The 21,370-nt window shown below is 47.0% G+C and carries 23 protein-coding genes; 2 read left to right on the plus strand and 21 right to left on the minus strand.

Going from position 1 to position 21,370, the window contains the following annotated elements; all coding sequences use genetic code 11:
* The 12 genes from M1F14_RS21065 to traL form a co-directional block, all read right to left on the minus strand.
* Positions 1 to 513: a S26 family signal peptidase gene (locus M1F14_RS21065; protein ID WP_172689549.1), complete on the minus strand. Its 513-nt coding sequence runs from the start codon at positions 511 to 513 to the stop codon at positions 1 to 3.
* The gene (locus M1F14_RS21070) at positions 497 to 844 is read right to left on the minus strand and encodes a hypothetical protein (RefSeq protein ID WP_048608540.1); all 348 of its coding nucleotides are present in this window, start codon (positions 842 to 844) and stop codon (positions 497 to 499) included. The genes M1F14_RS21065 and M1F14_RS21070 overlap by 17 nt, the downstream gene beginning before the upstream one ends.
* Complete coding sequence (traC, locus tag M1F14_RS21075) at positions 837 to 3,236, minus strand: type IV secretion system protein TraC (RefSeq protein WP_048608542.1); 2,400 nt, start codon at positions 3,234 to 3,236, stop codon at positions 837 to 839. Before traC ends, M1F14_RS21070 begins: the two co-directional genes overlap by 8 nt.
* Entirely contained in the window at positions 3,236 to 3,928 is a 693-nt protein-coding gene (locus M1F14_RS21080) for a DsbC family protein (protein WP_001228924.1), read from the minus strand. The genes traC and M1F14_RS21080 overlap by 1 nt, the downstream gene beginning before the upstream one ends.
* A gap of 131 nt (positions 3,929 to 4,059) precedes the next feature.
* Entirely contained in the window at positions 4,060 to 4,998 is a 939-nt protein-coding gene (locus tag M1F14_RS21085; protein ID WP_000356587.1) for a nucleotidyl transferase AbiEii/AbiGii toxin family protein, read from the minus strand.
* The gene (locus M1F14_RS21090) at positions 4,991 to 5,782 is read right to left on the minus strand and encodes a type IV toxin-antitoxin system AbiEi family antitoxin (protein ID WP_048608544.1); all 792 of its coding nucleotides are present in this window, start codon (positions 5,780 to 5,782) and stop codon (positions 4,991 to 4,993) included. The genes M1F14_RS21085 and M1F14_RS21090 overlap by 8 nt, the downstream gene beginning before the upstream one ends.
* Before the next feature lie 220 nt (positions 5,783 to 6,002).
* Positions 6,003 to 6,389, minus strand: coding sequence for a TraA family conjugative transfer protein (traA, locus tag M1F14_RS21095; RefSeq protein ID WP_048608546.1), 387 nt, complete (start codon positions 6,387 to 6,389; stop codon positions 6,003 to 6,005).
* Positions 6,386 to 6,958: a type IV conjugative transfer system lipoprotein TraV gene (traV, locus tag M1F14_RS21100; protein WP_139175592.1), complete on the minus strand. Its 573-nt coding sequence runs from the start codon at positions 6,956 to 6,958 to the stop codon at positions 6,386 to 6,388. The genes traA and traV overlap by 4 nt, the downstream gene beginning before the upstream one ends.
* Before the next feature lie 74 nt (positions 6,959 to 7,032).
* On the minus strand, positions 7,033 to 8,322 hold the full coding sequence (locus M1F14_RS21105) for a TraB/VirB10 family protein (protein WP_085285719.1): 1,290 nt from the start codon (positions 8,320 to 8,322) through the stop codon (positions 7,033 to 7,035).
* Positions 8,323 to 8,324: 2 nt separating this feature from the next.
* A complete protein-coding gene (locus M1F14_RS21110; protein ID WP_345774757.1) occupies positions 8,325 to 9,224 on the minus strand; it encodes a type-F conjugative transfer system secretin TraK in 900 nt (299 codons plus the stop codon).
* Positions 9,205 to 9,831, minus strand: a complete 627-nt coding sequence (locus tag M1F14_RS21115) for a TraE/TraK family type IV conjugative transfer system protein (RefSeq protein ID WP_000667170.1) — start codon at positions 9,829 to 9,831, stop codon at positions 9,205 to 9,207. Before M1F14_RS21115 ends, M1F14_RS21110 begins: the two co-directional genes overlap by 20 nt.
* Positions 9,828 to 10,109 carry a type IV conjugative transfer system protein TraL gene (gene traL / locus M1F14_RS21120; RefSeq protein ID WP_000433889.1) on the minus strand — a complete coding sequence of 94 codons (282 nt, stop codon included), beginning with the start codon at positions 10,107 to 10,109 and terminating at the stop codon, positions 9,828 to 9,830. The genes M1F14_RS21115 and traL overlap by 4 nt, the downstream gene beginning before the upstream one ends.
* Positions 10,110 to 10,144: 35 nt before the next feature.
* On the opposite strand from traL, the gene M1F14_RS21125 reads away from it, so the two are divergent.
* Positions 10,145 to 10,384: a hypothetical protein gene (locus tag M1F14_RS21125; RefSeq protein ID WP_011788473.1), complete on the plus strand. Its 240-nt coding sequence runs from the start codon at positions 10,145 to 10,147 to the stop codon at positions 10,382 to 10,384.
* Between the two features lie 13 nt (positions 10,385 to 10,397).
* Positions 10,398 to 10,985, plus strand: a complete 588-nt coding sequence (locus M1F14_RS21130; RefSeq protein WP_085285720.1) for a plasmid-related protein — start codon at positions 10,398 to 10,400, stop codon at positions 10,983 to 10,985.
* A gap of 26 nt (positions 10,986 to 11,011) precedes the next feature.
* Here the strand turns inward: M1F14_RS21130 and M1F14_RS21135 are convergent, their stop codons facing one another.
* From M1F14_RS21135 to M1F14_RS21175, 9 genes are all read right to left on the minus strand, one after another.
* Positions 11,012 to 11,647, minus strand: coding sequence for a DUF4400 domain-containing protein (locus M1F14_RS21135; protein WP_045611026.1), 636 nt, complete (start codon positions 11,645 to 11,647; stop codon positions 11,012 to 11,014).
* Positions 11,634 to 12,194, minus strand: coding sequence for a hypothetical protein (locus tag M1F14_RS21140; protein WP_000546513.1), 561 nt, complete (start codon positions 12,192 to 12,194; stop codon positions 11,634 to 11,636). Before M1F14_RS21140 ends, M1F14_RS21135 begins: the two co-directional genes overlap by 14 nt.
* 9 nt (positions 12,195 to 12,203) lie before the next feature.
* Positions 12,204 to 14,024, minus strand: a complete 1,821-nt coding sequence (gene traD / locus M1F14_RS21145; protein WP_048609054.1) for a conjugative transfer system coupling protein TraD — start codon at positions 14,022 to 14,024, stop codon at positions 12,204 to 12,206.
* Between the two features lie 48 nt (positions 14,025 to 14,072).
* Positions 14,073 to 16,223, minus strand: a complete 2,151-nt coding sequence (gene mobH, locus M1F14_RS21150; RefSeq protein WP_048609057.1) for a MobH family relaxase — start codon at positions 16,221 to 16,223, stop codon at positions 14,073 to 14,075.
* A gap of 119 nt (positions 16,224 to 16,342) precedes the next feature.
* On the minus strand, positions 16,343 to 16,816 hold the full coding sequence (locus M1F14_RS21155; RefSeq protein WP_001145412.1) for a hypothetical protein: 474 nt from the start codon (positions 16,814 to 16,816) through the stop codon (positions 16,343 to 16,345).
* Positions 16,816 to 17,097 carry a hypothetical protein gene (locus tag M1F14_RS21160; protein ID WP_001067695.1) on the minus strand — a complete coding sequence of 94 codons (282 nt, stop codon included), beginning with the start codon at positions 17,095 to 17,097 and terminating at the stop codon, positions 16,816 to 16,818. The genes M1F14_RS21155 and M1F14_RS21160 overlap by 1 nt, the downstream gene beginning before the upstream one ends.
* A 93-nt stretch (positions 17,098 to 17,190) precedes the next feature.
* Positions 17,191 to 18,045 carry a restriction endonuclease gene (locus tag M1F14_RS21165; protein ID WP_000255863.1) on the minus strand — a complete coding sequence of 285 codons (855 nt, stop codon included), beginning with the start codon at positions 18,043 to 18,045 and terminating at the stop codon, positions 17,191 to 17,193.
* Positions 18,045 to 19,172 carry a 5-methylcytosine-specific restriction endonuclease system specificity protein McrC gene (gene mcrC / locus M1F14_RS21170; protein WP_001277095.1) on the minus strand — a complete coding sequence of 376 codons (1,128 nt, stop codon included), beginning with the start codon at positions 19,170 to 19,172 and terminating at the stop codon, positions 18,045 to 18,047. The genes M1F14_RS21165 and mcrC overlap by 1 nt, the downstream gene beginning before the upstream one ends.
* Positions 19,172 to 21,370 (minus strand): McrB family protein, encoded by a 2,199-nt coding sequence (locus M1F14_RS21175; RefSeq protein WP_048609058.1) that lies wholly within the window; start codon positions 21,368 to 21,370, stop codon positions 19,172 to 19,174. Before M1F14_RS21175 ends, mcrC begins: the two co-directional genes overlap by 1 nt.

Genomic DNA, 21,370 nt, shown 5'->3' on the forward strand with positions numbered 1-21,370 from the left:
CTACCAAAGCGGCCAAGCGCGACCAACAATCTGCTCGCGCTTAACGGCATTCCAATAGCGGGAGTCGAAACTCGTAGCAGCCTCGCCGGAAAACCAATATTCGTTTTCTTGCAGCGTCAATGAGCGGCTAAATTCTGTTTCAGCCACACCAAGACGCTGGGCTAATGCCATGCCGGTTGAGACTTCAGCACCGTTCACCAGCACATGCTCAGGCGTCACATTGACTTCATCCCCAGGCATCCCTGTTAGGCGTTTCAACATACGAGTACCGTCGTTATATAACGGAGCGAGTCCTTTTGAGTGGAAGGCATACAAACCATCCTTAACGGGCTCTTTATTCCATAGGTCAATCAGATACACCGTGGTATCAGGCAGGCAGCGCTCTTGCTGGGTATCAATCCCTATTCGGTAGCGCATCATGGCGTAGGTGCCTACCAAGGCCATGATTAACGCAAGAATGGTCAAACGGATGAGATATGGCCGCCAAGGCATTCTTTTACGGAGTATCTGCATGAGACACCTCCTTTGATCCTACTGGCACGAATACAGAATCATCTGCACCCACCACCGCTTGGGCATCCAGCACGATAAAACCGGCTGCTTTTAGCTTTTCAATTTGCTGATTGGTCTGAAGCAACCTGGATTCGATGTCTTGTTCGCTGGCATTGGGGCCAAGTGACAACACCGCCTCCCCAAAATCCACGACAGCAATGGGCGTACTTAACGCCAACTGGCTGTGGATGGGGTCGAGTGTTTTCATTAAGAGCCAGCTGGTCATTAAACCGCTACCAGCAATAGACAAAGTAATAGAAGCCATAAATGGCCAAAGCGTGGTCTTATTCATAGCCTCGCTCCTTTAACAACTGGGAGATGGCATCAGCAACAGAAAGGCCTTTGCGCGTTAACTGCTTAATCGCGTTTACATCTTCTGCACGGGAAGAGTACAACAGCTTGTGAAACGGATCGACGATGAGGCGGCCAATCCCGGTGCCCATCTCGGTAATAAAGAAAATTTCGGAATAGACACCCGTGACGGTATGAACGGTTTTCAGGTACTCATAACCGCCTTCACCGAGTGGCAAGCGGCCTTCTTTTTTGAGCGCGTTGATGGTTTCAGCTTTTTGGCCAAGCAGGTACATATTGGCCGAGTTTTCAGCGATGGCTTTACCTGTAGGGCTGTCATACAAATCGTTGACCGACTGCGTTACCGTTACAGCACTGCCGCCATATTTTCGAAATCGACGGTAACCGGTCTCGATGAACTTACCGACATCACCTTGAGTCAGCAGATCCCAGGCTTCGTCGATGAACACAATCTTGCGACGATCCCGCTCACCTAAATACATCTCTTGTTGGATTTGGTAGATAAGCTGAAGCAACACCACTTGTTGTAGATGCTTACGCCCCTTTAGCTCTTCTAACTCCAGAACGGTGAAACGGTTTTTGAAGCGAATATTGTTGTGGCCATTAAAGAAGCGGCCATATTCGCCTTGTGTCGTAAACGGATAGAGCTGTTCACCCACGTCTTGCACACGACGGTCATCGTGATTTTTCAAAGCCTCTGCCACATCATCAACCAACATGGCACGACCTTTTTTCTCCCACAGTTCACGGGTCTGACGCTTTAGGTTGGCCATCTGAAAATCGGTTAATGACTGCGTAGGTGCGGCCATTGCGGCCAATAACCCAACTAGTACATCCGCTTCTTCGTCATAGTCCTCAACGATTTCAAACGGATTTAAGCAAATGCCACTGTCCCGCCCGAACTGTAAGAACTCACCGTCATAGACTTCACACAGCTTTTCATAGGAGCGGCCAACATCAATCACCCAGCATTGCCCACCTTCAGATAAGTAGGAGGAGATGATTTCGTTCACCAGGAATGACTTGCCCGACCCAGATTGCGCCGCGATGCAACAGTTGTAATTACTGCCCGAGTCATAAAGAGACACACTCATGATCTGGCCATTACGGGAAACAAAGTTAATCACTGGCGTGCCTGTACCTTTCCAATCCGCAAACAAAGGCAACAGAGGGATCACATGCCGTGTCGCCATGGTCTTGAATCGAAACAAGTCGTTCATCGCCTGGCGGTCAGCACCAAATGGCAAGGCATTCAGAAAAATGGGCAAACAGAAGTACTTGTCTTCCATCAGCTCAAATCCGAGTTCTTTGAAATAAGTTCGAGCATTTGAAACAGAGCTGATGGACGCTTCTTCAGTTGGTGAAAACAGCGTTAAGGTCATGTTTGCCCGAATAGGACGATCACCTTCTTGCAAGGCTTCAAAAAGAACATCAAATCCCTTTTTCTTGGCTGCAAGCACCGGCACAAACTTGAGCATCGGGCCATAGGCCTGATTGACCGCCCATTGACGCTTCGTCTCTAAACGAGATCGCATCGCCTCAGCTGAAGGAAAGTGAATGGTGACATTCAGCAAAAAGCTTCCGCGTAAACCGCGACTGCCCGTCATCATATCGCCCGCAAAACTTGCGGCATGACCAAACCAGATCCGCTCAGGCAAGCGCTTAAACGATAAGGTTTTAACTCGGTAATCACCCAGCATCAGACCTTGGCTATCCACCTTGATAGCCCGGTCATAATCCAACACTTGCTCTCGAAGTGGTTTATCTGCCTCACTTCGAATTGGAGATGGATTACGCCAAGAAGCATCTTTCCCCCAGTTAAGCTGCGCACTTAATGCCGCGAGCCAGTTCCGGTCAGTCATCTCAGTAACGCGAAAACCAACCGTTGTCAGCGCCTGCGAGAAAGAAGCCCGAAGCGCGGATGTTCGACTCAACTCACGCTCCGTCGGTATAGGACTTTCCAGAGGCAATTTGCAGGTGACGATCAGTTGAAAGTTGCGTACCTGAGTCTGGGTCGATTCTTCTATCGGTTGAACCGTGCCGCCATCGAGGAAATCCGCACGTTTGCGTATCGACGCCCTGAGCAATGGATCGGATTGACGATGCCGCAAGCCCATCATGAGCTGAAGGTCGGTTTGAATATCAGGCGAGGCGTACAGGCCAAATTGCAGCAAAGTGTCTTTTGGCCAGTCGTTGTTAAGTAGAACATTAACCCTGTCTGCAACAGACTCATCACCACCCGGCAATGGGTCACATAGAAAACCAAAGCCAACACTCTGGTCTTCCATGAAAAACAGTTGCTCATCGTCGGAATAGGCCAATACTGGCAACAGCTCTGAAGCGCGTTGCCCTGAATACAGAGAGGCTTTCATTAACGCCCCTCCAACCAAGCAGAAAGATCATAAGGACGGCCTCGGCTGATGCGACCATCATTGGCGACGATGAAAGGTACACCTTGAATGCCCAGAATTTGAGCCGTCACCAAGGTACGCTGCATTGGCTCCAAGTTGCAGGCATCATCCTGTTCTAGGTTACCAATCCGGCCATTGAGCAATGCATCGGTGGCCGCTTTCTTATCACGCGCACAGCCAAGTTGGCGAACCTGACGCTCTGAATCTGGACCAAGCACTGGCACAGGGAGTATTTGGAAGGTGTATTCTTTGGTTAACGGTAAGGCTTGCTTCAAAAGCTCATGGCAGTGCGGGCATCGTGGATCAACAAAGACCACCACTTTCTTTTTGCCTTCGCCCAGCGTCAGTGGGTTCAAATCATCCATTTTTAAGCCAAGACGACTTAAGTCCAGCGTGTTTCCCGCTTCACGAATCTCTTCAAGGCTGGTAAGCGGCTTTTTCGACCAGGCATCATAGAGCGTGCCATCAATGACGAACCGGCCACTGTCTGACATGAAAACAATACGGCCATTGCTTTCGACCGCTTTCATACCCGTGACAGGTAAAGAAACCATGCCGTCAATTTTGCCAACGGGCGACACTTCAGACACAGGTTCAGCTTGAACCAAAGGAGACAGCGCAAGCGCCAGAATGATTGGAGATAGTTTTCGCATGAGGAGTCCTCGTTAATGTAAATCGAGGCTCCAGTCTATGCAGTTGTCCTATGTGGACTCGGTTAGATAGATTGAAGAAATCGCAATCTAACTAGTGGGCTTATAGCTCGTTGAGGTTTGTTATAAACGAATTACTCGGCGTTTGCGTTAACAAGCCAATCATCAAGCACTTGCTTCAATTTATCTAATTGCTCTTGGTGTTTTGCTTGATTCTTTGCCAATTTGTTAATGTTCTGCAATTTCCAACGAATCGCTGGCAAGTCTGCTGCATTAGGATAGTCAAACAATGCCCAGTCAGGTTGCCCTCTTTTGAATGACATAAGGAAAGCATGATCCCTTTCTGTGAAATGTTTTTGCAGCTCAATTAACATCATGGGCCTAACAGAGGCTAAGTCTTCGCATTCAACTTTTTCAAAAGTCATTCCGTCAAATTCTGCCTGAAATTTCTCATTCAGAGGCTGCCAGTTTGGCGACATGACTTCATTAATAGGCCGAGGGTGACTTAATGTATAGGTTAAAAAACCCACCAAAATCTCTCTCGAAATCCCTTCACTGCCAAGTAACATACGCACATCAAATAAGTCGCGAGGATGTTGGCGATCCATTGCAGCACACAATTTCCCACCATACAGATCGGGAAGACTGACTACCTGAATCTCAGCATAACCAAACTCGTCTTCAACAGACTCTTGAACTGGCATTATTTCTGCACTATGCAATGTACCTCTGGCGACGGGCGACACTTCAATTTTGATCGTCGCAACCGGACTTGATACAACTATTCTCAGTTCATCAGCTTTATTATCCTGAAATGCCGCTCTGATATCTGGTTGAGTATTGATTCTGTCTGTAATGCGCTGCAATGCAGCCCTGACATTAATCAAAGCCTCATCTCTTGGTTCAAGTGGAAGATAAGCAAGATCAATATCTACAGATAACCGAGGAAAATCTCTCACAAATAAATTAATGGCGGTGCCACCTTTAAGTGCAAAAACCGTCTCTGTTGCTACCACAGGAAGCATTCTTATGAGCAAGGAAACCTGTTTGTAATATGGGCTATCTTTATCCATTATGTTGTTCACCTTTTTTGACGCTTAATATCTCTGGCACTGTGATTTGATATCGCTCATCAAAACGTCCTTTTTCGACAACCTGCCGCTTTCCTGCCCCCAATTTAATTCTTGTTTCATCTATGCGATTGACCCACTGGTGATCGTAGTATCGACCCAGAAATAGAAATATTCGGTTTGCCTGAACAGAGCTGCTTCGCTCAAGAATATCTTGTACTTTTCTAGGGCTAAGATTGACTAAACCCTGAAATAATTCTGCGACATGCTCAAATGAAATCAGCTTCCCAATCGCGTCTACCACTTCATAGGCAGCAAGTTCTGCACAGCTGACAGTGAGTTCTTTCTCTTTAACCGTGATCCTTTTCAAATCTTTCTCGGGATTCACTTCAAGCTTATGGTTTCCACAGTAAAACCAATTCTGATAAGGGAATTCACGAAACCATTTTGGTAAGGACGACTTATTTTTAACGCAAATCCAAACTTGCTCTTTGTTCAGCTGTAAATAGTGACTCAGTCCTTGGTGAGTTAAGCTGCTCAATCCAGCCAAATGAACTGAAACGCCCAATTGCACATCTAATGCTTGAATGGCATCAACCCAAGTTGGCTTTATATCGCCCTGCGCATCTGGACGATAGTACACGCCAGAACTAAGCTTCTTCAGCCAACCGTTCTGCGCGTACTTTTGAGCCAGGGAGTAGCTCACACCGTTTTCAGTCAGCCATTGCTGAAGTACTAGCGCACCAGGAGAAGTATGAGCAACAAGCCAGTTTATCTTAGATGACATTTTAACACCCCAAGTGTGAATATCACGAACAGTATAAACCATTTAGTTTATTACGATAGGGATTTTAACACTTTAGGTGTTAATATACCAAATACTGTAAACAAAGCCCGCTAATGCGGCGTTGTTGAAATGAAAAAGTCTACACAACATCACCAATAACCCGATGTTGTGTAGACCTAAGTTTGATTGCCTTAAGTGAACTGACTACTATGGCTCACATTCAGGTGCCCAGTAAAACGGCGCTGATTGCTGGAACGGTTGTGCCAATGACTTCTTGAGTGCTGGCAACGACAGGTAAGGTTGCAGACATAACACTTTCAACGACTGTTGGTGTGTTGTAGAGACCCATACCGCCACCAATGCCCAGAGCGAAAGCCATCAAGCTTTGGCGAGCGATACCGCCCACAATACCCACCAGAACCATGGCTCCCGCTACGATCCGTCCCAATGTACCTTGGGTCCAGTCTTTTAGGGTATCCCACACATCAGTGAAAGCATCACCACCGGTGCCCGCAAATGAGGGCTCCGAAATCATTAACGCCATCAAACCAAGCGCACTAATGGTCATTAGGCGCTGAGTTTGAATGGTGCGAACTGCATTTGTCATTCGTTAGTTTCTCCGTAGATACTCAAGTTATCGCGCTTACCATCAGCTCCCGCTGAGGTTGAATCGCTCTGAGTCTGAAGTGGACGTAGCACAGGCGAAACCATTCGAGGTGCTGACACCCCAATATCCCACCGGCGCGGTTCAATTTCGGTAAACACGTAGCTGGATAAATTCAGATCTCCACGGTCATCCTCCCAAGGCGCAATCCAAATTCGCATCACCCTTGAAGGAATGCGAATAGGTGCAGATTGCTGCGTCTCAGGTAATGCTGGATGGCTCAGCAGTCCTGTCTCTAAATCAGATTGTGAATACCCAGAGGGAGAACCAATTCGAGTCGCCACAGCATCAATCGTCTTGGGTGCAGCGCCATTACTGGTAAGCTCATAGACTTCACGAGCGGATAAACAGCGCACACCGTCAGGCATACCTGGGCATCCATATTCACTACTCCCAAGACCCAATGAACTACAGCCAGACAATAAGGTTGAGCCGACTGCCAATAAAAGTAATCCAGCTTTAGACCACTGTTTTGACTGGTGCTTTGGGTTGTTCTGCATTGATGTCGTCATGGTTAACTCTCCTCTGGATACACATCTTATTGTCTGAAACGGACTTCGATCGGTTAGCAACATGCAGGATTTTTTCATCTTCTTGCACCTCCCCCTTGCGAAGTGGCCAACGACAACGAGGCCCCACGAGTGACTATGACTTCTATTTTCCTTGCAGCGTCTACCTCTATGACTGGGAACATATTTTCTGCCATGTCCAAATAGAACTTGGCCACTCGATCCAATGCTTTACCAGTGCCTTTAATCGCAGCGCCTTGTAATGCTTCTTGGCTCATGACTTGCTGGTACAACTGAGTATCACCGGCATTACCCGTCTGAATCGTTGGTACAGGATTCACATCAAATGCGCCTGCCAAGCCCTGAAGGAATCCGGCCATCATCGATTTGGCCACCAGCTGGCCTTGTTTCGACACTAATCGGCCACGAATACCGGCTTTACCGTCTTCACCCACGGCATAAGAATCCAGTCGCGTTTCAATGACGCCACCATCTTCTCTCACACATGAAATGGTCTCGCCTCGCAAATAGGCACGCTCAGAGCTCAAATCACCGTAACCTGCGGCGATCAAGAAACACTCTTTGATATCCGCTCTGAATCGGTTGGGTAAAATGGCTTCCTTTTGAATCCTCAGTAATGCAGGAAAAGGTTCGCGTCTTGCGGACTCGTGAGTAGGGGCATCCAAACCTGTGATCAAAGTACCTGAGATGATGCTGCCCGCCGGTAAATACAAAGGCGGCGCTTCTTGCACAACAACCTCTGGTTCAGCAACCACTTCAGGCTCAATCATACGAATCGTGATTGGCGGCAATGGAACATCCCGTGCTCGTGTGCCTTGGCCATTGACTGGCTGCTGATAGAGCGGATCAGGCAGCGGCGCATTGGCAAAATAGTCGTCTGGGTTAGACGGCAGTGGCTTTTCTTCTTTAGGCAATTCCATGGCAGATAAAGGCACTTCGAAACGGCTATTTGTGCCTTCAACTGCTGCATCACCTCCAGCGCGAACATCATCAAGTTCCGCTCGAAGACGAGCCAACTCCGCATTGACCTCACTTGGTATAGAAGGCGAACCGGGGCTTAACCGTCCTGAGTCAACGTCACGACGCAAGCGTTCAACTTCTCGGCGTAACTGCTCGTTGCGCTCACTGAGTAGTTTCACGTTCGCAGCCAAACTATCGACCCCAACATCACGAGTATTGGTATCCGTAAGAATGTGCCGGATCGTTTCCTGCCGGTTCCGACTGTTCGCGCCATCATCAGGATTAGGTGAAAACACCATCACCATAAGGATCAGACCACCAGCAATACCAGCAACCGATAGACCCCGCTTCATGTTCGGGCTCATTTGTTCCCATTGTGCTTTCATCGTTACTTACCTCCCACAAGAAGCGAAGGTCGCTGACTTTCCACTGGTTCTTCACGATGATTGCGAACAACCACATACAACTCAGTCTTTTCACCCGGCAACAAGATATTGCGAGGCCAGTAAGCGCTTGCCACTATATCTGGTGCATGACAGGCTATTTCACTGGCTTCTATCGGCTCATCGGCAAAGCTTTCAACCAGTCCTACATAGACTGTGAAGTAATGTCCCGTCACAATTTGCCCCTGCTTAAAACCAAACTTTAAGCCCGGCTGAAAACATTTCGGGCTTGTGTCAGTTTGGCCAGCTAAACGGATGTCATAGCCTTGTGGTAACTCATTTAGTGCAAGGCGTCTGAGTAAATCACGTAAGCTATCGACGTATGGCTGAGCCGTTTCCCAAGTGGCGGCTTTGCGGTTCACGACGCCCTTAATAGGCCACTGCTGACCATCAATAGCTAAGGTAATTTCACGCGGTGGAATACGACGAGGTACTAAGGTGACAGATAATGCTGGCGCTTCCTGACCAGGCGGAGTGATGTAAAGTGAAACCGGTGATTCTTTGTCCGTGGCCACATATACAACATTCGCCTTGATTTGCGTCTGAGCATCACTGGTTGTTCTCACCTGAGGCGATTCAAACGGTGTCACAATCCGGTTCAGATGGCCAAGTGCCACAGGGATCAGTTCATTGACTCCCGGTGTCATTAGTAGCGTTGTTGGCACATCCGTTGCAACCGAATTGGTTTGAACCGGTGGATTTCCAGTAGCGGACTGCTTCATCACACTGGCTGGCACAATTGGCAATTCCACGTCTGCATACGACGCTTGAGATAACAGGACGCCACTCAAGCTCATTGCGATTAAGCTTGGTGTTATCCATCGACTAATTTTGGTTCGCATCATTCACCCTCCGGTTTTGCTCTTGGGTCAACTTTTCACGAACGCGCTTCGTTCTAGCTTGCCCCTCATACGTATCCATCCAACTGAGCTTTGGACGGTATTGCTCAATATCGATGTCAAACTCATAGGTGCGAGTTTGGCGCTGTTCATCTCCAGATGGTCCAGAGACCAAGGAATAACCGGTCACAAAGACATGGCCGGTTTCATACTCATACTCCACTTGTCTGGGTTGGAATTTGAGCGTGACTCGGTCTTCACGGATCTGTCTTGCCTGAATCTCCAGTGCATCGACCACTTGCTGGTACACCGCTGGAGAAAGTAGCGGCTCAATAGCAACCCGGATAAAAGACACATTACCCGGCGTCACGTTGCCCATAAGCTCAGCCAGGTAGAGCCCCCAGGATTCCAAGTAAGGCTGAGTGGCCTGGTTTCGTGACACTTCAGCCGTTTCAGACAAAGTTGGTGGTTGAATGGCTACCACGGTATTGCGAGAAAATGCCGCTACCGCAAGAAGCAAGTTAGATAGCACCAGCACCGCAATCAGGAACCGTTGCCATCGGTTCTCTAATTGCGTGCCTTGCCATGATTTTAAAAACACGTCGAACTTCACGGCAGATAGCTCCTGATAAATGGGTTAGGGATCGTCTTGGCTTTGGTTGGCAACAGTCCAGCCCAGTAGATGGCGTGAAGAATAAAACCATCTGGGCGGCCATCACGAAAACGCCGATAGAGCTTGGTTGTCACCAACCCCAACAGGCATAAAACCAAGGCATTACCGGTAAAAATGCCGATCACTAGCCCCAACAGAATGGGAGCCATCTCATCGGCACTCCAAAGCAGGAAGTGCGGCGGGTCATCGATATAGGATGGAATATTTACAGGTTCCATAGTCACTCCTCGTTGTTTGAATTGAGAAGTGAAGGATGCCTCGGGATTGGCAGCTTCAGTGGTCAGCTAGATGCCGAATTCTTGAAGGTTTTGAGGGTTCTAATCAGACAATACTAACAATTGATCTTTTTGATGCGGTTGATATGATGGGGATATTGGTCGTGTCGAGACCAGCTGCCCACTTTAGCAAACCCGGACGGGACGACATGCATATCAAATTTATTTTTTGCTTAGGTTTTTTCTGCGACCTCGGCAGTGGGCACCGTATTCGCTAATAGGAGAAACTCAATGCAAATTACTAAAATCATTTCCTCTGCCACGGTTGAACGTTTAAAGCAAAAAGCACGAAAGCTTAAACGTGAAAAATCTATTCCACACACTCAAGCACTCGATGAAATTGCAGTAACTGCTGGTTTTAATCATTGGAATCAGGTTGTACAAGCTAATGACGTACTGAAACCATCAGAAGTGGCATTATCTTCTGGATGTGTCATGGCTTTTGATGTCAAAGATGGTATGGATGTCGATACCAGTGATGGGGTCTTAATTGAAGACCACTTCTTGGAGATGCTCACTGAAAAGCAGCTATTTGAAATTTATGCCAATTCCCCTGATGAGGACGACGAACAAAACAGACCGCTAAAAGAAACGCTATCGGATTCAGAGCTTCATGAGTATTTTCGAGATGATTGCTCATTCATGTACTTTCGTCTTGCCGAGCCTCATGCAAACAAACCGTTAAAAGAAGTATTGGCTCTTATACGACAGTACTCTTTTTGGATGCCTCAATATATTTGGCTTCAAGGCCACCTTATTGATACTTACCATTTGCCTGCTGAAGACGAGAACGGCAATACCGTAGGCGTAAGGTTTTAGCTCTACAAGATGAGGCCTGATGGGCCTCATATCTTCTTCTGCAAGTGACTTAACGCCAACCCCGCCATCAATGCCAAACCGATGATCAGCGACGGTAACACCACCGGTGGAATAGCCAGCGGGGCGAACAATCCCATAAATAACAAGATGATGCCTGAGCCCAGAATTATCATGCTATAGCGGTGAATGATAGGGCTCGAAAAATCAAAGGTTGTTTTCTTAATCTTCCAGGTCATCAAGCCGTCCCACAGCGCCGGTAACATGAGAATAAGCGCAAAGGGCAACCAGACCATCAGCAAAGCAAATCGAGTGAACACTTGGTACAACACATCAAAAAATGCCTGAATACGGTCTTCCACCCAGACAAACCAAAAGCCTCCCATGTTCTCCATCCCTTTAGAGCGCAGTCGCTGCTCTTCATTGGGGATTAGAAAATCACGCACAGATTGCTCCATCTGCGTATCCACAACCCATGATTGATACCAGCCATGGCTAGTTTGACCAATCCAATAGCTTGTTTGTGCGCCCAATTGGTTTTGGATCATCTGCTTCTCTTTACTGATGACCCGGCCAGTCCAATCACCGGGCACTAACACGCCAATGGCAATAATCTCCAGCATCAGTGCCAGACACAGCAGCCAAACCGACTTATGCTTGCTCATGCCAAACATCCTCTTCTACTCGCGCCAGCATGGCTGCAACGGTTGGCGTCATAATCCGGGCTTTAATCACTTGTTGAAGCCGCTTTGTCGTCGTATGACCACTGACATAACGCACCTCGATGCGTCCTTCAGCCAAATACGCCATCCGATTTGGACGATTACGAATCCAGGTGTGGAAATACACACCATCCACGGCGGCCCACTCGAAATGGTCAGGATCACGCAGGCGAATCCCAGTTAAAGCACTGGCAGCAGTCCAGGTAAGCGCCTCAATGAAATGCCACAGGCGTACACTGTCATCATCACAACTGACTTCTTCATAACTGCCCAAGCCATTACACAGACACAAATCAAAGATGGAATGGCCATCTAACGTGAACGCATCCGTTAAGTAGTCCGCCAAGCAATACACCGAGGCCAAAGCATGAGGCCAGTCGGTTTCAAGCAGTCTTAAGGTTTCCTTGAACTGGGGGTTATGTTGCTGCCACTGAGCGAGCATTTCTTTACTGGTAAGTGTTGTCATTTTCAGACAGACAGAATGATGCATACAGACTCCTTATGCTGCCTGTGTAGAGCTGGTTAAAATAGGAATGCGGCCTTTGATCACGCGGCCACCTGAAAGCTTGGCGATGTACTCCAGGTTGGGAAGCTGGCCTAATAACTGCGGTGGAAACATATCGCCTTCTTCCTCCATCAAGCGTTCGCCATGATTGCCGGTAAACAACGCGGGGCTGTCCGAGTTGGACGACATACCTTGAGTTTGCATGATGTACTGCAACCGAGTCTTAGGCAGATTGTCGGTAATGTACTGCTGCGTTTCGGCATCCATCACCCGAAGAGCTATCAGGTTGTTGATGTTACCTAACACCTGACGGGCCTTAGCTTCGCTGCCTGTACGAGCTGAAAAATCAGCAAAGGTCTGAGTAGCAATCACACAACGCATTTTTGCGCCACGGCCTTTGTTGAGCAGTTGAATGAAGGGATCGTTGACGACTTCAGCCGCCTCATCGATGAAGATATTTACGGGACGATTTTCAACACCATAGTTATAGCGGTCACCGGCCACAGCCGTGAGATCGGATAAAAGCAACGAACCAATGGCGCTGCCAACCATGGCGTCGGTCAATGAATCCAACCCGATATAGGCCACTTGGGCATTGTTGATAATACGGCCAGAATCCGTAATTAACCGGCTGTCATCCACATCGTTTGCAATCGGTGATAGCAGTGGGCCAAGTTCACTTGAAGTGAGCATATTGAGCACCGGCATCAATGAGGCCACCATCTTGGAATAGTGGGTTCTGTCATGCTCAAACATACTCAATAGCCCCTCTAAATCGGTATTGGCGGCAACGGGCTGAATGCGTTCGTAGTAGAAAAGCAGCATCGCCATGGCTTGTTTAGCCAAGGTATTGGCCTTTTCGGTAAAGCGCTTGATCTCCACACTAAAGTTCGGATACACCTGCTCACCCCATGCCGTGACGGCTTTTACTACCAAGCCTTCTGGGCCACCTTCCAAGAATCGTCTCAGTGTTTTCAGATCAGGACGCTGAGAAGTAAGCAACAGACCTTGCACGATGTTATTCAGTGCCATTTGGCCAAAGGCTTTAAATGGATCAGCACCGGTTTCAGATGGAATTAATGCCGCAATTCGGCTGGCGATTTCAGTACCCCGGTTAAAGTTCCTCAGGGGATTAAGCCGTACCGAATGCTCTGGAAACCCCGGATGAAAATACACAAAGCGCTCAGGACTACCGGCGGCAATACAGGCTCGCTGTGCATTATCCTTAAGTTCTTTGTCTCCCTTGGGGTCAATAATAATCACGGCTTCATTGCGCAAAATGGCCTGAGTGATCATCGCATCAAAGCATCGGGTTTTCCCTGCCCCGGTCGTGCCGACAATTAAGGTATGCCCCTCAGTGTGACCAACTGGCTGGTACACATCTTCTTCTTTGGGCTCAACACCATGAATCCAGGTCGAACCCATTTGCTTACCGTGCCCCTGGTTAAGCAAGGTTTGCTTATCCCGCTTTAAGATTTCATAAGCGCGTTGGGCATGACGTTGATCCCACTCAAAGCCATACCCTAACCACAATTCATCAGGATGTTTTGCCATCACCTTTTGTAAATGCGACAGCTCCATAAAAGCCAATGGTTTGCCTTTTAGCCCCTTCTGTAGTTTATAAAGACGGTAAGCCTCGGGCAGGCGATACAACGCCATGCCCGAGGAAATCCCTGTCATCCACCAAAATGGCTCAGGTGGTAGCTCAGTCAGCATTTCTGCGGCAATTGCCCCAGTTGCTCCAACCAGCCAACCTGCTACTGCCATGGCTTCATAGTTCGTGCGCCAGGGCATCTCATATGCGTTTTCTTTCATTCATGCTCCGCAAAATAACCGTTTACAATCCGCTTAACTTCAAATGGATTAACGTTTAGCGTGAGCGGTAAACAGAACCGTTTCCCCCTCATCAAACTGGCATTGGTCACTGGCCGAGATCCCCCGAAGTAGCTGTCCGGCTGGAATGCCATGCTCATTGGCGACTTGGCGTAAGGTTTGAATCGTGACGCGAATACCATCGGCACTATGATCCACGTCTGGGTAATTGCCATCGGTCAGTAAGATGGGCAAATCTTTCACAAAATTAACCACCTGTTGCCGCTGCGCGTGTTTGAGGTCTGTACTTGAGTTCGCATTGGGCGCAATCGGCTTTTGCTTACGCTCCGCTCTTGTGGCGGGCTCTTTTGCTTGGGCATTGGCTGTCTCAGTTCGACTCGGACGCTGTGAAGCCTCTTCGTTCTGAATTGGTTCCACTGACTCTGCGTCTTGTTTGGAAAGGTCAATCAGTGCAATTAGCCCTTTAGAAATCGATACTTTCAGCAGTAACCCTTGCTCCTGAACGCCATCATTCGTAGTCACAGTTCTGGCCTTACGTGTCGGGTTTGCGGGATCTAGTTCAAGCCAATCTAATCGACTTAGTTCAGCAAGCAGTTTTCGGGGTGCACACCAAGGTCTTACGGCATCGGGATAGCGGATCAGTATCTGTTCACCAGCCATAATCAACGCACTGCTGGCCTCTGGGAGCCACGCCAAAGATTCAGGGAGATTAAATGCGTCTGCATCGTGCTGGTTTACGTTATTTGAGATAGTGGCATCGTTTGAATCGTTAGGCTTTTCGCATCCATCACCCGGAACATTTTCAGTTGCCTGAAGGTGATTAACATCACTGGCATGACGAAGTTCATCATCTTGTTCGGATGATTTTGTCGATGGCGACTCAGCCGAATTGCTGAGTTCAATTGATGATGACGCTTCAGGCAAGTCTAAATGCTCACTGGAGCGACTCTGAGGCTCTGCTTGTGTTTGCTGTGTTGCTTCCCAATCAGGTTTACTAAACAGTGTCACACCACTTGGTACATTCGAGCTGAACAATAAATCGGCCTCAACTATATGCAGCATGGCTAACCAGATTGGCTTGTCGTCTTTGATCAGCACTTCAGGGGCAAGGCTTTCATATCGCTCATTTGAGGTGGATTTAGTGGCCAATCCTCGCTCAATGAGGATGTCCGCAAGGGTATCGGGATCTCGTGGAATGCCAGGTATCTTGTCTTTGGCCAACAGCTCAATGATGTCCTTAGCCGCGCTTTTCCAAACCAGGTAAAGATGGGTTGATTGATTGGATTTTCGTACCCAGACTCTGGCATCTCGCTGATTAACCAGCCATTGCGAACTGGCAAGTAATCGCCTCATGGCATCAAGTAGATAGCGTTCGACTGGGACACCAAGGGCATTGTCGTCAACGGAAATGCGTTGAGCTTTCAGGTCTCGCTGGACACTGGTTTGGTCAGCTTCAATAACCAATTTGGACAGGACATGCTCTGGATCGGTATTGCCAATTGCTTCCAGCATGGCTTGCAAAATTTCAGGGCCCGGTTGGGTTAACCAGGCGAGCAACTCGGGTGTCATCACCCGGTTTAAAACCAAAATTGAAAATTGCTCGTGCCGCTTGCACCGTCCGTCGCGCCAGCGAATAAAATAGCGTTCAATGCTGTTATTTGTGGTCCACTGGGATAAGGTTTCTAAAAAAGGGTTCCACTGATAGCGTCCATCTTCGTCTGTAATAGACAAGTCTGAAACAGGCTTACCAATATCATGGAACAAACCGCCTAATGCCGCCGCAACACGCCACCTTGGTTCCAGCTCTTTTTTTTCAACCGGTGTGCCACTGGCAACAAAGATGATCCCTTCAGCAGCTTGTGCAGCCCAGAAAGCAACTTCCAACGAATGACGTAATAAACCACCAGCGCCACTGTGATGATGATGCTCAGAAGCTGGCAACAAATGAACATAAGCAGCCAGATGATCAATGCAGGGCTGAATTAGCCTTTGAAAATCACGCAGGTTAAAGCCAAGTACCTGGCGCAGTTTGGCAATTAGCTCGTCTTGTGTAGACTGCAAATCCTCGGGGGACGCAGCTGGCAACCCTTTCAGGAATGGCGGGTAGCGTGGAATTTCTGTATCCAGTTGCGATGACAGTTCTGGTAGTGCTTTGGTTTGAAAAAATAGGTTTTTGAACATAGTGAACCTCCGACACGATAGTGTGAAGGTTCTGTAGCAACTGAAGATGTTAGATAGCCGAAAGAAATATGCATTTATCTGTAGTTGTCTTCGTTCTAGTGAGAAAACCGACAGTTACATTACAGTGTGGGGTAAGACAGCTTTTCATTGTAAGACTGGGCATCATCCTCCCAAACTAGCCGAACAACATGCTTTCGTTTCGTTTGCATATGAACAGCGGCTATTAGCTCAACGGCTTGATACTTTTCGAGGCTTTCCATTGGAAATTTGTCAGTCACTTCTGATTCAATAACTAAATCGTTACCTTCGGGGAACTCAATTCTGACGTTTCTTGCAGTAGCAGCACCTTTATTCCAAACCTTAAGCCGATACTTACTGCTGCCAAGTTTTATAATTGATGCACCAAGGTCAGCTTGTTTTCCTTTCAGAGCATCTTCATTTTCTTTTTCCAAGAGAATGGTGTTTAGCTTTTCCTGGCTTTCGACAAGTGACTTCTGCCTCTTATTAAAGCTGACCGTTTGCCATGTTGCGTAGCCAGATAAAAGGAAAGCTAATCCAGCTATCACATCACCTGCATCAATAGTTACTGGCATTACTTAATCCTTATATTCTTGCTACCAGAAAAAGCCTTTTTTAAAGATTTACGTAGTTCGTCTTGAACGTCTTTTAAAACTTCTTCCTTGATTTCAGAAAGGTGCTCGTCAATATTTTCGCTATTCTCTTGAATAAGCTCATCTTTATTAAACTCTCGGTCACAAGATGCACAAGTCATTACTTGTATTGTTTCATCGCAACCGTCTTCGTATGAAAAGTCTGAACAGCCACAAGTCGGGCAAAGCAAGCTTATACTTCTATTGTATTTTTCAGGATTCATTCTAACTTTCCGTTATGTGAGTGGCCGTATTTAACCGCATATATTCAAGAACTAGACAATGCACGTTGGAGTTCCTTTGGTGCTTATTAACAGTTAAAGACCTAAAAACCAGCCAGGATCAACTGTTACTTTTTCAACTAACTCTGTTTTAACGCCTAAACTAAGTTCCTTAAGCTTATCGGCTAACTGATCACCATCGACCAAGTCAATCGGAGCAACGCCATCACGGTTGGCTTCTTCAATCGCAGCTTTTGTAAAGTTACCTGTAGTGATAAACATCCCACGATCAGCTCTACCAACGGTTGCGCCCCTAAAATCACGGATCTCGGGAGCCCCAACGGAACCTTTGTACTTTTTACACTGAAAAGCGATATGAAAGCTCATCAAACCGTTGATTCGGGCAATTCCTTTGCCATCGATACCACCATCACCCGTGCGACCAGTCACTTCAACATGGATAAAGCCTGATTCTCTCAATAACCTCTGTGTTAGTCGCTCAAACGCATCCGGGCTCATTTCTTCAATTAGCACATGATGCAGTTTTTCACGCCAAAGCATAGCCTCTTCAGGGGAGTCATCGGACGACAGTTCTGGAGTAGATGTCGTAGCATTAGTCTGTTCAGGCTTGCGGTCCAGTGCTCTAACAAAGTTGACAATTTCTCTGCTATCGATTTCCGGTTCCTGTCTAGCTTTATCTGTAAGTGCCCAAACGCCACGAGATGAGTTTTCAAGGTATCCAGCTTTCTTCAGGTAGGTTCTAGCCCATGCTAATCGATATCCAACTTCAGTTTGGCTACTTTTTTCAGGGTTGTGCAGAACAGCCAAAGTACCCTCATCAAACTTCTCAAGCTCGACAACTTCTTCGTATATCTCGTCGATACTGCCTGAGCCCCCAAGGTTCACTAATGCCTTTATTAGCGGTAGCATAAGTTGATCGAATGTGACCATTATTTTTTCTCCTGGAAACTCTTTTGTAAAAGAGCAAGTAGGCGCTCTCTGATTGAAATAGCTGACTCACCTAAATTAACAGTGCAAAACCATATTGGGTGGCCTTGAATTGTTACCATCTCAGCGACTTCTTTATCTACTGTCGGGTGAAGTAACATGCCAATACTTTCAAGTGATTTGGGGTCTGAAGTGTCTTCCTGGCTTCTAAGGTAAGTATACATTTGGTAGATATAACCACTGCGAAGAGTCTGTTCCCTATGCCAACCTTTAGTGGTCACTGAATTGAATTTTGTGTCGATTACCAAACGCTTGTCTGGTGAACGATTATCGATAATGATGTCTGTTTTCATGCTGGGAAGAATTTCGTCTATCCCTGAGCTTTTATCTGATATCTGCCAATCAAACTGTTTGCCAGCCAATACTCGCCACTCTCTTTTATCTAGTGCTACGGCATAGAAACCCGCTACAGCTTTTTCAAACAATTTTCTAAGCCACTCTTTTCGAGTGTCAGGAGCTGTTAGATGAAATTGACCGTCAAACTCTGTGGGTATAGCGAGTGAAAAAGCCAAATCGGCTGCAGCAACCATCTTCTGATCGCTAATATCATGGCGTCCAAATCTTTCCGACTTTCCGCTGTAATTTATTGGCTTTGCCTTGCTCACGCCTAGACGTTCTAAACTCAGCATTAAGGCTCGGCATTTATGGGCAAGAGTTGGTTTAATATTCAGCTTTGATAATCGTTCTAATGCAGATCTAACATAACGATTACGGGGAGTATCTACCGTTAACTCATCAAAGCGACAGCATACCTTACCTTTTTCAAGTAGCCTTTGCCGCTCGGTGGTTAGGGTATCTATGCGTCCACGAACTCGATTGATTACAGCAACTTTCGATTCATACCCATAGCTTAAATTTCGCATCATGCGTTCTTCAACTTGATGGCAGAGAATCTCGGCAACCAAATCTGCTATGTCTTCTGGGTTGTCTTCTACGTCAACTTTATTGGTGCCAAGGTGGCGATAAAGGTCCGAAGCATAGAGCATCAACAACCACAGGTTACGAACAGGAATCTTTCCTAATCGTCTCGACGAAGTAGTTTGGCTTTTCGCTTCAATAACGGCAGACATTAGATGCCTTCAACCAAAGCGTCTTTGGATTTGATAGCGCGTTCTATATCGTCAAACCAGTATTCTTCAAGAAGCGGTCCAATTTCAGTTTCTACGACACCTTGAAACCATGCTGCAGCATCTTCAATCTTTGTATTTAACGGTGGTGTTACATAACTGTGGCCGATTTTAAACTGAGGGCCCAAGTTGCGTTCTTTTGAAATCTCGTTATTTAGTGAGACTATGCGCTGTTCAATTAACTGCAAAAAATCGTTATCAATACCAGCCTTACTATGAACCCAATTGCGCCATGCCTCACCGAGCGTTGGCTTAAGATCAAAAAATGCGAATCGGCGACGTAGAGCAAGGTCAACAAGTGCTAATGAGCGGTCGGCAATATTCATAGTGCCAATAACATAAAGGTTAGCGGGAATATGAATTCTTTCGCCTTCAGCTCGACGATAACTAAGCTCCAAAGCTTCACTTGGCGTGCGCTTGTCAGCCTCTAACAATGTGAGCATTTCGCCAAAAATCTGAGCAGGGTTTCCTCGGTTAATTTCTTCGATAACGACTACGTGTTTGCTGCTCGCATCTTTTTTGGCTTCATTAATCATTTCCAGAAATGGACCATCAACGAGAGTTAATTTTCCTTCGCCTGATGGCCTCCAACCACGCACAAAATCTTCATATGATAGATTGGGGTGGAACTGAACAGCGCGTAGAGAGTTTTCGTCCTTTTGGCCCATTAACGCATATGCAAGTTTCTTTGCGAGCCATGTCTTACCAGTTCCCGGAGGGCCTTGGAGAATAAGGTTTTTCTTATGTCTAAGCTGAGTAATTATTTTTGCGATGCTTTCTCTTTCAAGAAAACAACCATCGGCAATGATGTCGTCAATTGTATAAGGTTCAATAGGCGCAGTCTGAACAGCAACTTCGTCTTCTTCTGCCGATAGCTCCTCGTCATCAAGGTCAGTAGCATTCGGATGAGCGGATGTGTCGGTATCCTTAAATAGCCAGGCCGAAAGCGACAGTTCTGGAAAAGAGTGTACGGGGTAGGCGTCCTCTTGAAATCGTGTTTCTAGATCATCAATCAGACCGAAGTAATCTCTTGAGCTACAGCGACCTTTTTCGCCATTCTTGCCTATTTCTAAACCCAGCTTTTTAGTGATGTATGCCTGTGATTGGCCATCAAGTGTCAGATACTTCCATGGTCTAATCCAATACAGCCCCATTGAGAGGTTCCAGCCGGTTCCCCAGCATTTAGTCGCAGTTTCATAAGCATCGTAAAGTGCCTCTGCGGTATCAGTTTCTGAGTTATTAGCGTGTTCTATGGCGGCCTCAAAAAGGTTCCATAGTGTATCAATGTCATGTTCACCCCGTCGGTATTTGTATCCAAAAAACCAAGAGCGCTGATTATTAACAACAGGGATACCTTCAAAGGAATTAGGAACAGGCGTTTCAACTTTCAAAAAAGCAGCAAGCTCGCTTGCGATGGCTATTCGGTTAGCATCGGTAATGCCCCGGTTAAACAGGCCGAAGACGGTAAACGGGCAAATATCACTTAGCAAATCTTTTGTGCCTTCCTTAGGCTGATCTTGAAGGACAGAAATGCTTTCAATTTTGTTCGGTAAATCGTGGATGGCTGCCATTAAAGAAGCACGATCATCCTTGTAAGTTAATAGCTTGTCGGCAAACTCTTCGTAAAATTGGGTCCATTTAAAACGCTGTTTATCGACAGGGGTATCACCAAAGCGCTCCTTCCAATAGGGAGCATTGCGAAAACGATCTATATCCTGGGGTTTATTATTGAAAGTGAAGTCAATAAGCCCCTCTGTCATCCAATCATCGGGAGAAACGCGCCAAATAGTGCTGCGATTGGTATAGAAATACCATTCATTAACAGGCTCAAAGCGTGGTTGCCATTCAACATCGACAAACCGGCCATCGCCATGATTACGGGTAATCACACCAATAGCTTTGATCCCCATTACTGAAACAGTCTGGCCTTTAGTATCAAAAGGGAGCTCTCGCTTTCTTGTATATGACGATTTAATGGCAATCTTGTCGCCCGGCTGCATACTGCGGACTACATCGAGATATTTATCTTCATAGCCATTTTGCCAAACGCCATCGTTGAGAAAACGCTCCGTTTGGTCTTCACTACCTTTGCCGTAGGATGCACCCACAAACCAGAATGAATTAGATTTATTTGTTGTCAT

Source organism: Providencia sp. PROV003 (assembly GCF_045040775.1).
GTDB classification, from domain to species: Bacteria; Pseudomonadota; Gammaproteobacteria; order Enterobacterales; family Enterobacteriaceae; genus Providencia; species Providencia huashanensis.

Coding starts and splice junctions, on each gene's coding strand:
- M1F14_RS21165 (WP_000255863.1), bottom strand. CDS start 18,045: ATGGTCACATTCGATCAACTTATGCTACCGCTAATAAAGGCATTAGTG.
- M1F14_RS21160 (WP_001067695.1), bottom strand. CDS start 17,097: ATGAATCCTGAAAAATACAATAGAAGTATAAGCTTGCTTTGCCCGACT.
- M1F14_RS21155 (WP_001145412.1), bottom strand. CDS start 16,816: ATGCCAGTAACTATTGATGCAGGTGATGTGATAGCTGGATTAGCTTTC.
- M1F14_RS21090 (WP_048608544.1), bottom strand. CDS start 5,782: ATGTCATCTAAGATAAACTGGCTTGTTGCTCATACTTCTCCTGGTGCG.
- M1F14_RS21125 (WP_011788473.1), top strand. CDS start 10,145: ATGCCTCGGGATTGGCAGCTTCAGTGGTCAGCTAGATGCCGAATTCTT.
- traV (WP_139175592.1), bottom strand. CDS start 6,958: ATGACGACATCAATGCAGAACAACCCAAAGCACCAGTCAAAACAGTGG.
- M1F14_RS21175 (WP_048609058.1), bottom strand. CDS start 21,370: ATGACAACAAATAAATCTAATTCATTCTGGTTTGTGGGTGCATCCTAC.
- traD (WP_048609054.1), bottom strand. CDS start 14,024: ATGAAAGAAAACGCATATGAGATGCCCTGGCGCACGAACTATGAAGCC.
- M1F14_RS21070 (WP_048608540.1), bottom strand. CDS start 844: ATGAATAAGACCACGCTTTGGCCATTTATGGCTTCTATTACTTTGTCT.
- M1F14_RS21130 (WP_085285720.1), top strand. CDS start 10,398: ATGCAAATTACTAAAATCATTTCCTCTGCCACGGTTGAACGTTTAAAG.
- M1F14_RS21080 (WP_001228924.1), bottom strand. CDS start 3,928: ATGCGAAAACTATCTCCAATCATTCTGGCGCTTGCGCTGTCTCCTTTG.
- traL (WP_000433889.1), bottom strand. CDS start 10,109: ATGGAACCTGTAAATATTCCATCCTATATCGATGACCCGCCGCACTTC.
- traA (WP_048608546.1), bottom strand. CDS start 6,389: ATGACAAATGCAGTTCGCACCATTCAAACTCAGCGCCTAATGACCATT.
- mobH (WP_048609057.1), bottom strand. CDS start 16,223: ATGTTCAAAAACCTATTTTTTCAAACCAAAGCACTACCAGAACTGTCA.
- M1F14_RS21085 (WP_000356587.1), bottom strand. CDS start 4,998: ATGGATAAAGATAGCCCATATTACAAACAGGTTTCCTTGCTCATAAGA.
- traC (WP_048608542.1), bottom strand. CDS start 3,236: ATGAAAGCCTCTCTGTATTCAGGGCAACGCGCTTCAGAGCTGTTGCCA.
- M1F14_RS21065 (WP_172689549.1), bottom strand. CDS start 513: ATGCAGATACTCCGTAAAAGAATGCCTTGGCGGCCATATCTCATCCGT.
- M1F14_RS21110 (WP_345774757.1), bottom strand. CDS start 9,224: ATGATGCGAACCAAAATTAGTCGATGGATAACACCAAGCTTAATCGCA.
- M1F14_RS21135 (WP_045611026.1), bottom strand. CDS start 11,647: ATGAGCAAGCATAAGTCGGTTTGGCTGCTGTGTCTGGCACTGATGCTG.
- mcrC (WP_001277095.1), bottom strand. CDS start 19,172: ATGTCTGCCGTTATTGAAGCGAAAAGCCAAACTACTTCGTCGAGACGA.
- M1F14_RS21105 (WP_085285719.1), bottom strand. CDS start 8,322: ATGAAAGCACAATGGGAACAAATGAGCCCGAACATGAAGCGGGGTCTA.
- M1F14_RS21140 (WP_000546513.1), bottom strand. CDS start 12,194: ATGCATCATTCTGTCTGTCTGAAAATGACAACACTTACCAGTAAAGAA.